Source organism: Micromonospora sp. NPDC049580 (assembly GCF_040675595.1).
Classification (GTDB): domain Bacteria; phylum Actinomycetota; class Actinomycetes; order Mycobacteriales; family Micromonosporaceae; genus Micromonospora.
In genome coordinates this window covers 1-8093 of record NZ_JBFAPG010000295.1, presented here as the reverse complement: position 1 = coordinate 8093, position 8093 = coordinate 1, and the positions used below count along the sequence as shown (strand labels likewise).

Below are 8093 nucleotides of genomic sequence, written 5' to 3'. Positions count from 1 at the left end.
GGCGGCCGCGGGACCTCAGCGGTAGCCGGCGGCGACGATGTTCGCCTGCACCGCGTTCTCGGTCGCGTCGGACGGGTAGCCCGCCACCATCGCGCCCTCGTAGAAGGTTCCGACACTCTGGTTGGAGTTGTCGATGCAGCAGTCGCCACCACTGCCCAGGATGATGGCGCCCTGCTTCCGCATCGGGTTGTAGCCCGAGGGCAGCGAGCCGTCCCAGAGCGTGTAGAGGTTGCCGGACTGGGAGTTGCTGCCCTTGATGGCGAAGCGCGTCGTACCGTTGTTCTTCAACGTAGCGGTGACGAACTTGCTGGTGAACGCCCGCTGGTTCGGGTTCCACGAGCTGCTGCCGCCCGGGAACAGACCCCACTCCAGATCCGCCTGGACCCAGGGACCGCTGCCGGAGCAGCCGCCGAACCAGCAACTCGTTCCGAAGTAGATGGCGTCCATCGTGCCCCGGCCGTCGGCCCGACGGGTGGTCTCGCTGTTGCCGTAGTCGAAGCAGCAGCCGCTGTTGACGTGGGTGCCGCTGGTCACCATGTACATGCCCTCCGGCGCGGCCCCGGTCGGCACGCCGGTCAGGTGCCCGTCGCGCCAATAGCTGCTGTTGCCGTTGATGTAGAGCGAGTAGACCTTGTTTCCGCCGACAGTCAACGACTCCCTGGTCGCCACCGCGGGCTGCACGGCGCCCCCGATGCCACCCGCGCCCTGGTAGCCGAGGTTGTTTCCGCGCCCGGACTGGTCGTAGATGACCGTGATGACGCACGTGGTGTTCGCGCAGAAGCTGTCCTGGGTGGCGGAGTTGGCCCGTCCTCCGGTGCTGAGCACCCCGATGTTGCGGGTGCTGTTGTCCGAGGATCGGCGCACCTGGTAGAGCGAGCCGTTGTAGGAGGCGTACAGGGCACGGGTGGTGCTGTGCGCCGCGACGCAGGGCGTGCCACCGGCCGTGTAGATGTCGCACGGCAGGGTCGTGGTCGGCGGCGGTGTGGTGGGTGACGGCGTGGTCGGCGGCGGTGTGGTGGGTGGCGGTGTGGTCGGTGGCGGGGTCGTCGGGTCCACCCCTCCCGTACAGGTGGTGCCGTTCAGGGCGAAGGAGGCCGGTACGGGGTTACTGCCGGTCCAACTGCCGTTGAAGCCGAAGCTCGTGCTGCCGTTGGTGGGAATGCTGGCGTTGTAGGGGGCATTGGTGACGGTGAGTTCGCTGCCTGCCTGGGTGTAGCTGCCGTTCCACAGTTGGGTGACGGTCTGGCCGGCGGCGAAGTTCCAGGTCAGTCGCCATCCGTTGACGGCGTCGCCCAGGTTGGTGATGGTGACGTTGGCACCGAAGCCGCCCTGCCACTGGGAGCTGACCGAGTAGGTGACCTGGCATCCGGCGGCGGCCGCCGAGGCGCCGGTCTGGGTGAGGGCGGCGCCGACGAGCACGAGTGTGGCGGCGGCGATGAGCGCCGACCGCCGGTGGCGGGGTTGTCTGAGTCGCACGTGCTCTCCTCATCGGTGAGAGATTGACGATGTGCCGGGGGCCGGCCCGTTCCCCCTGCTCGGGCCCGGACTCTGAGCAGGGGGACGGCGGGACCTGGCCCGGTCTGTGGCCGCGTACGACGACACCGAGGCCGTCCGGCGCCGGGGTGAGCCGTCGGGGACGGCGTGGTCGGCGGGCCAGGCGGTTCGGTACGTGGCGTTACGGTTGCCGGTCAGCGCCGACGGTCCTGCCCGGGGACGCGGCGGTGATCGATGAAGTGGCCGTGGCCTGGAATCGTCCGGCCCTCGGCGCGGGTCGCCCGGTGGTGATCCCGGGCCGTCCCGTGCCGGCCACGCTCCACCCGCCCCACGCCGCGAACGATGTCGACCGCACAGCCGGGACCAGCAATGACAGGCCCTTCGTGACGGTCAGATTACGCTCAGATATCGACGGTCGTCGGCTACGTTAGCGTTAACAGGATGGCATGTCCATAGACGACCGTGGGTATTCGCTCGCACCGACCCGGCGCCCTTGGTGCCGTCGGGCCAGCCAGCTCTGCTCACCGTACGGTCAGAGTGGCCAGTGCTGGGAGACGATGTCGATGGCGGCCCTGACCGCCTCCGCCAGCGTGCCGCCGACCGTGGCCAGCGCGGCAAGTGTCTCCAACGACGTCAGCACCGGCTTGGGGTCCGGCTGCCGTTGCTCGCGGGCGACCTCGATCGCGGTCACCTCGCGGCCGGCGCGATCCGGGTCCTGGAAGTCGGCGACATGCTCCTTCAGGGTGCGCAGCAGCGCGTCGAACCGCTCGGCGAGGTCGTTGGTCCCGTTGTACTGCACCATGGTGACGTTGTCGCTGGCCATCGCCTGTTGCCCACCATGGATCGTGTTGTGGAACACGATCGACCGGGCCGGCTGATCCGGGTCCGCCATCGAGGGCCTCCTAGGTGTGCTGTTCGAACGTGACATTGGAGCTGGCGAACGCCTGCTGACCGCCGAAGATGGTGTTGACGTTGCCGAAGATGTTCTGGACCTCGGACGCGCGCTGCACCAGATCGCCGGTGTCCAGGCCCCGCTCGGTCAGGAACGACACGACCGCCTCCAGCACGGCCCGCTCCAGCAGCTTGGTGTACTTCCACTCGTCGAGCAGCTGCAGGTGCTTGACCGCGGTCCGCTCGGCGACGAGCTGACGCACACTGACCCGGGCGCCGTAGTCGTGCGTCCGGAACTGCTCGCTCGCGGCGAGCGCGTCGTCCATCCGGGTCTTCATGCCCCGATCGTGCCGCAGTCGCTTGATGAGGTGCCAGCCGCTGAGCACCGAGTCGGTCACCATGTTCGCCAGCACGTCACGCACGATCCGGACCATCGACTGCTCGGGCCGCAGCCGATCGACCACCGCGTACCGGGCCTCGATGGGGGGCATCACCGTGGTGACGAACTCGACGTAGAGCAACCCGCCCTCGACGGCGGCGTGCACGAACGCGGAGATGTCGATGCCGAGGTTCTGCTCGGGCAGCACGAGCCGTCCGTCGGCGGTGTGCAGGGGCTTGCCGGCGCCGCTGACCACGATCCGGTCGTAGTAGCGCAGGCCGCCCTGCGGATGCCGGACGATCACGTCGATCACCTCTTCCGAGGCGCGGCTGCGCGGCATCCCGGTCACCGGGTCGAGCAGCGGGTCACCCTGCCGGCGTACCCCGTCGGCGACGATGTGCGGCACCAGGGAGAGCCCGGGCACCCGGACGGCGCGGGGCAGCGGATCCTCCCGCATCCGCCGGATCGCCGCCCGGACGTGCGCGGTCAGCGCAGGCCCCAGCTCCGCCTGGTCGATCGGCGAGGCATCCGGGCTGCCGTCGCGGCCGGCGGCCCGGCCGGGCGCGGGCCGCACCGGAATGGCGTACGACCAGCCGTGCTCGGCCGCACCGCAGCCCAGGAAGGGGTCCCGTTCCTGGACGGTGATGTTGCCGTACTGGGCGCGGGCCACCAGGTCGAGCCGGCGGGCCACCCGTTCGTTGGGCAGGGTCGGCAGGACCGGTGGGATGCCGGGGCGCAGCTCGTCGGTCAGGATCTGGTGGGTGGTGCGCTCGAACCGGACGAGGACGGCGAGGGTGGCGACACCGAGCAGGAGGGGCATCCAGGCCAGGAAGCCGAAGAGGCCGGCCGTCATCCTGGCCTGCAGCGCCTCGACCAGTGAGTCGGCGCTGAGGTCGGGGCCGGTGCCCAGCAGGGAGCCGGCGAAGAACTCGAGGCCGCTAGACACAGTGAACAGAGGCAGCACGAGCGCCAGGCCGCCACTGCACAGCACGATGGTGATCAGCGTGCCGTACAACAGGACGCGGACGGGCAGGGACAGCTGGCGCGACTCCCGGGACCGGGCCAGCAGCACGGTGAACCCGAGCACCACCCAGCCCACGGTGGCGGTGATCGAGGTCAGCAGACCGATGACGAGCAGCCCGAACAGGATGCTGTCACGGACCAGGTAGCGGTGCTGTGCCCGGAAGCAGTGCCGGACGACCGCGTTGAGGTCGAAGCCGAACGAGAGCGCGACGGCACGCCGCTCGTCCTCGATCACCTCTCTGATCACCGTCTCGGCGTACTTCTGGTCGAGGTAGGCCGCGCCACACAACTGCCGTGTGGTGTCGGACAGCCGCGGTGGCACCTGGTACGACGGGAAATCGAAGTGGTCGGTCTGCGGCGCCTCGGTCACCGTCACGTCGTCATCTCCCGGCTCCCTAGATTTCCCTGCTGGTGCGGGTGGGCAACCCGCATGAGGTGGCGATCGGGTTCCACCGGCGCAGAAACTCGTTCTTGGCCTTCTGGGACTGCTCGGAGAGTTGGTTGCCCCGCCGCCAGTTGGCGTCGAGCGAGCAGCCGGAGCTGATGGAGCGTCGCGTCCAGGCGGCGTAGGCCGCGTCGGCGTCCCCGGCGTACGTGAAGGCGGAGACCAGGTGGGAGCGCATCGCCGGCCCGTCGGTGAGCGCGTCGACGGTCAGTGCCTCGGCCTGGTCACGCTGGGTGCGGCGTTGGCGTGTCACGCCGTCCAACAGGCCGAGCGAGCGGTTCAGGTCGCGGCACTCTCCCACGGCCGCGATGGCGATGGCCAGGTCGCCGCGCGAGGCGATCGACTCCGACAGCAGCGCGTCCACCGCCTGGGCCTGCGTACGCCGCCGGGCATCCGGATCGTCGCTCACCGTCGGCGTCGGCGTCTCCGGGCCGGGCGTCGTCGTCGGGACCGGGTCGGGCGTCGGCGGCGTCTCGGTGGGCACCTCGTCGTCGGCGGTCGGGGTCGCCGAGGTGGACGTCGCCTCGGAGACGGCGGCGGACAGCGGCACTGTCATGCCCGCGACGAGCGCCACCGCGACGGTCACCACGACCGTGGGCACCAGAAGCTGGAGCCCTCGCCTCAGGTCACCGTCACGGCCGTCACCCCGGGCCGCGCGCGCCCACAGGTAGCCAGGTGACTCGGGTACGCCCCGGACGGCCGTCAACAGGTAGATGGCCACGGCGAGCGCGGCGAGCACGTAGTGCCACAGGGCCAGTCGACCCGGCACCTCGGACGGCTCCTGGGCGCCCCGGGCGAGCGCGACGAGCAGCAGCACCAGCGCCCAGCCGGCGAACAGCACCGCACACACCAGCAGGTCCCACAGCGGGGGTGGCAGGGCCGCCCCCGACATCGCGCCCGAGGCCCCGCCGACGACGGGCGACACCCCCGGCGGTTCGGTCGCGGAGGGTGTCGCGCTGGGCGGCTCGGTCGTGAAGGGTGTCGCGCTGGGCGGCTCGGTCGTGAAGGGTGTCGCGCTGGGCGGCTCGGTCGTGAGGGGTGTCGCGCTGGGCGGTTCGGTCGCGAGGACGGTCGGGCCGGGCGGCTCGGTGGTCGGGCCGGGCGGCTCGGTCGCGACGGGGAACGCGCGGGGCGGAGACTCCTGCTGCGGCACGGCGGCGCCGGGCAGGGCCGAACCGCACCGTTGGCAGGTGGGGAGCGCCGCATCGGTGTCGGCCCCGCAGGTGACGCAACGCATCGATCACCGCCTTCCCCGGCAGGCGCTTGTCACGGTGGACCTTAGCGACGAGATCGATGTCCGACATCCTCCACCCGGGCCGGCGTCGGGGATCGCGGATATCCGACAGTCCCCAGTGGAGCTACCGGCCCGGGTTGGCGAAAAAGCGCCGAGCGGAAACGGCGGAAAGTGGCCCTGCCGGCGTCGGCCGGCGGTCAGCGGGCCTCGGGTACGGCCATCTCGCCGAGCAGCGACCAGTCCTGCTGCGGGACCGTGGCGTTGACGATGCGCGGCGTCTCGGCCAGGTGCGGCGGCAGCGTCTCCTGCGCGGCGCGGAAATGGGCCGACTGGACGTGTGCCGCGCCTGCCTCGTCGTCGCGGAAGGCCTCGACCAGGACGTACTCGGTCGGGTCGTCCAGGCTGCGGGACCAGTCGAACCACAGGCAGCCCGGCTCGGCGCGGGTCGCCTCGGTGAACGGGGCGGCGATCTGCGGCCACTGGTCGGCGTGCTCGGGCAGCACCCGGAATTTCGCGGTAATGAAGATCATGGGCTTAAGGCTACCCAGCGGTCGTCGACCGAGTGCTCAGGACGCCTCACGGACGCGCAGATCGGCCAGCCACACCTCGGCCAGGTCGCTGAGCGCGACGCCGAGGACCTCGCTGAGGCAGACCACGGTGCCGAACGCGGGTGCCGGGAGCCGGCCCACCTCGATCTTGCGCAGCGTCTCGGGTGAGATGCCGGCCGCCAGGGCCACCTCGACGAGACTGCGGCTGCCCCGCGCGACCCGGAGCGCCGCTCCAAGGCGTCGCCCTGCGGCGATCTGTTCCGGTGTGAGCGGTGGGCGGACCATGTGAGCAGGATAGATGCGCCGAGCACGGAGCGGCAATGTCGACCCGCCGACCCCTCGGGCCAACGTGGTATAAATATACCGCACCGGAGACGGAAGGGTTGATCGTGATCGAGCTTAAAACCGCCGCGGAAGTCGATCGAATGGCCGTGACCGGCCGGTTCGTCGGCGAGCTGCTGGCCGAGCTGCGGGCGGTGGCCGCCGCAGGTGTCAACCTGCTGGACCTGGAGCACCACGCCCGCCGCCGAATCAGGGAGCGGGGCGCCGAGTCCTGCTACTGGGACTACACGCCGTCGTTCGGTCGCGGCCCGTTCCGCAACGTCCTGTGCCTCTCGGTCAACGACGCCGTGCTGCACGGTCTGCCGCACGACTACGTCCTGCGCGACGGTGACCTGCTGAGCATCGACATGGCGGTCGGGATCGACGGCTGGGCCGCCGACTCCGCGCTGTCCGTCGTCGTCGGCACCCCCGACCCGGCGGATCTGAAGCTGATCGAGGCCACCGAGGTCGCGCTGGCGGCCGGCATCGACGCCGCGCGGCCGGGCAACCAGCTCGGCGACATCTCCGCCGCCATCGGCGAGGTCGCCCACCGCTACGGCTACCAGGTCAACGACGAGTTCGGCGGGCACGGCATCGGCCGCACCATGCACGAGGCCCCGCACGTGCCCAACAACGGCCGACCCGGGCGGGGCATGAAACTCAAGCCCGGCCTGACGCTCGCGATCGAGCCGTGGTTCTGCCGTAGCACCGGCAAGATCAAATTTGACCAGGACGGCTGGACGATCCGGTCCGCGGACGGCTCGCGCTCGGCCCACTCCGAGCACACCGTCGCGGTCACCGAGACCGGCCCCCGGGTGCTGACCTACCGCCCCGACCAGGGCGTACTGCCGGACAGCCGCAGCGGGCAGTCGGCCGCGACGTCCTGAGGCGTACCGCCGCGGAGCGTGCGGGCCATCGGCCTGCGGTGCCTGCGCAGTTTCATGCCGGCTCGATCGGGATCGTGACGCTGACCCGGGTCGGGCCGCCGACCGGGCTGTCGACCGACAGGCGGGCGTCGATGGCGTCGAGGCGACCGATGATGCCGCGCAGGCCGGTGCCGCGGCCCGGGTCGGCGCCACCGGAACCGTTGTCGTCGACCTGGATCCGTAGCATGTCGCCGGCCTGGTCGAAGGTCACGCACGCCGCCGTGGCGCCGCTGTGTTTCGCCACGTTGGCCAGGGCTTCGGCCACCGCGAAGTACGCCGCGGTCTGCACCGCCGGTGGGAGCTGCGCGGGCGGGTCGCCGGTGACGGTGACGGGCACGGCGAGGTCGAGCGCCAGGGCGCGGACGGCGTCACCGAGGCCGCGGTCGGCGAGGACCGCCGGGTGGATGCTCTGGGTGACGGTGCGAAGGTCGTCGAGGGCGGCGGTCGCCGTGGCGCGGGCCTCCGCCAGCAGTTGCGCGGCACCGTCGACGTCGCGGCGCAGCAGGTCCCCGGCCAGGCCGAGGGTCAGCGCCAGGGACACCAGGCGGGCCTGGGCCCCGTCGTGCAGGTCGCGCTCGATCCGTTTCAGCTCGGCCGCCTGCTGGTCCACGGCGCTGCGGCGGGAACGGGTCAGCGTGGCGATCCGCTCGGTGAGCTCCCGCTCGCGGGCGCCGGGAGGGCGACTGACCACCCAGGCGTGCAGCCCGACGATCGTCGCCAGGCCGAGCAACGTCCATGTCAGCAGCAGGCTCACCGCGCCCGCCAACAGGACGGCCACGCCGCTGACCACGATCGCCGCGATCTCCCACCAGGGGCGGTCGGCGGGCGTTGC

8 protein-coding genes are annotated in these 8093 nt (G+C 71.2%); 1 reads left to right on the top strand and 7 read right to left on the bottom strand.

Features of this window, described 5'->3' with window-relative positions; translation table 11 throughout:
• Positions 1-15: 15 nt before the first annotated feature.
• The 6 genes from AB0J68_RS21670 to AB0J68_RS21645 all read right to left on the bottom strand — a co-directional run bounded on the left by AB0J68_RS21670 (position 16) and on the right by AB0J68_RS21645 (position 6299).
• Complete coding sequence (locus AB0J68_RS21670; RefSeq protein WP_363940205.1) at positions 16-1476, bottom strand: arabinofuranosidase catalytic domain-containing protein; 1461 nt, start codon at positions 1474-1476, stop codon at positions 16-18.
• A gap of 550 nt (positions 1477-2026) precedes the next feature.
• Positions 2027-2386, bottom strand: a complete 360-nt coding sequence (locus AB0J68_RS21665; RefSeq protein WP_354861080.1) for a hypothetical protein — start codon at positions 2384-2386, stop codon at positions 2027-2029.
• 10 nt (positions 2387-2396) lie between these two features.
• Positions 2397-4163, bottom strand: coding sequence for a hypothetical protein (locus AB0J68_RS21660; RefSeq protein ID WP_354861079.1), 1767 nt, complete (start codon positions 4161-4163; stop codon positions 2397-2399).
• A gap of 19 nt (positions 4164-4182) precedes the next feature.
• A complete protein-coding gene (locus AB0J68_RS21655) occupies positions 4183-5469 on the bottom strand; it encodes a hypothetical protein (protein WP_363940202.1) in 1287 nt (428 codons plus the stop codon).
• A 194-nt stretch (positions 5470-5663) separates the two neighbouring features.
• The gene (locus AB0J68_RS21650; protein ID WP_355139754.1) at positions 5664-5996 is read right to left on the bottom strand and encodes a putative quinol monooxygenase; all 333 of its coding nucleotides are present in this window, start codon (positions 5994-5996) and stop codon (positions 5664-5666) included.
• A gap of 36 nt (positions 5997-6032) precedes the next feature.
• Positions 6033-6299, bottom strand: a complete 267-nt coding sequence (locus AB0J68_RS21645; protein WP_363940201.1) for a helix-turn-helix transcriptional regulator — start codon at positions 6297-6299, stop codon at positions 6033-6035.
• 104 nt (positions 6300-6403) lie between these two features.
• Between AB0J68_RS21645 and map the strand changes: the two genes are divergently transcribed.
• Positions 6404-7222: a type I methionyl aminopeptidase gene (gene map / locus AB0J68_RS21640; RefSeq protein WP_363940199.1), complete on the top strand. Its 819-nt coding sequence runs from the start codon at positions 6404-6406 to the stop codon at positions 7220-7222.
• 52 nt (positions 7223-7274) lie between these two features.
• Here map and AB0J68_RS21635 read toward each other — a convergent pair.
• The coding region (locus AB0J68_RS21635; RefSeq protein ID WP_363940197.1) for a histidine kinase at positions 7275-8093 on the bottom strand (819 nt) is incomplete at its 5' end.

What these genes read in the sequence shown, in the direction of transcription:
- AB0J68_RS21645 (WP_363940201.1), bottom strand. Translation starts at nt 6,299, where the DNA reads ATGGTCCGCCCACCGCTCACACCGGAACAGATCGCCGCAGGGCGACGC.
- AB0J68_RS21650 (WP_355139754.1), bottom strand. Translation starts at nt 5,996, where the DNA reads ATGATCTTCATTACCGCGAAATTCCGGGTGCTGCCCGAGCACGCCGAC.
- AB0J68_RS21665 (WP_354861080.1), bottom strand. Translation starts at nt 2,386, where the DNA reads ATGGCGGACCCGGATCAGCCGGCCCGGTCGATCGTGTTCCACAACACG.
- AB0J68_RS21655 (WP_363940202.1), bottom strand. Translation starts at nt 5,469, where the DNA reads ATGCGTTGCGTCACCTGCGGGGCCGACACCGATGCGGCGCTCCCCACC.